This is a genomic window from Colwellia sp. TT2012, assembly GCF_001440345.1.
Classification (GTDB): domain Bacteria; phylum Pseudomonadota; class Gammaproteobacteria; order Enterobacterales; family Alteromonadaceae; genus Colwellia.
Genome location: NZ_LJYX01000085.1, coordinates 1 through 956, shown reverse-complemented (window position 1 = coordinate 956; position 956 = coordinate 1). Strand labels below are relative to the sequence as shown.

2 protein-coding genes are annotated in these 956 nt (G+C 47.6%); one reads left to right on the top strand and one right to left on the bottom strand.

Annotated features, from left to right (window positions below; all coding sequences use genetic code 11):
- A partial coding sequence (locus ASU03_RS21635) for a hypothetical protein (RefSeq protein WP_231731647.1) occupies nucleotides 1-378 on the top strand: 378 nt, incomplete at its 5' end.
- 268 nt (nucleotides 379-646) lie between these two features.
- Here the strand turns inward: ASU03_RS21635 and ASU03_RS21630 are convergent.
- Nucleotides 647-956: hypothetical protein (locus ASU03_RS21630; protein ID WP_231731646.1), on the bottom strand; the 310-nt coding region annotated here is incomplete at its 5' end.

The window sequence follows — 956 nt, the reverse complement described above, 5'->3', positions numbered from 1 at the left end:
ATCAAGACTCCGATAGCGACTGCAGGCGTGGCCGATACAGCTACCACGATTCTGTATCTTGGTGTCTCTGCACTTCTCATATTGAGCATAGTTATCAACACTCTATCAACCTTGCGTTTTAACAGTCTTGCTGACAGCAGTAGAGAAGGGTGGCGGAAGAAGATCTACAACTTTATGTCTGCCGAAGACTGGAAGCGCTTGGTTGAAAAACCTATATCGTCCGGACGCACCGTTTACTGGCTCGCTTGGACTGTGTGTTTCTGTCTATACGCAGCCATTGTTCACTACTTCCTATCGCTTGCGGCACCTAACTTTGTAGCGAATCACATCGATTATTATTTTTTCTGCGTCTGGAACTACATCGCCGCTTTTTTTTAGTAAAACTAAAAATGCACCTACGGTTGAATCTTTATGGTGCAGTATTACTACGCGGATATTTAGAAGCTATGCCAGGAACCATTAGGGGCTTGCTTCCAAATCAGAAGATAGTCGGGTGAGGTAGGGGGCTATAGCCATCATTGTCCGCATTCCTTTGCTCAGTTTAATGTCCCCAAATAGGGCCATTAAGCCTAAAAATGATGGTTAATGTGCCTTATTGGGGACATTAAATATGTATCTCAGAGCAACATACCACTAGCGCTCGATTCTAGGAGGGAAGTAGATTCTCTGATTCGCTGGCCTCATGGCGAGCCCAGCGCAAGGTAGCTATCGCCATGAATTGCCTAATCGCCAGCGCTCCCCGTTCATTTCTGGCTTTCGAGCCAGGCAGGGTCAGTGCTGACTCTACCTTGGCACGACTCGCTTCGTACATTGCAAATGCGTTGAACTCAGAATCAAGCAGCACCAAGAGCACAGTATCGAAGGGTTGTCGTAGATCAATTGCCCCCATTCGGCCCGTAATCTTTCGTGGGTTGAGGATGCAGCGGCCCTTTATCTGGATTCTCGCGACGCCATCT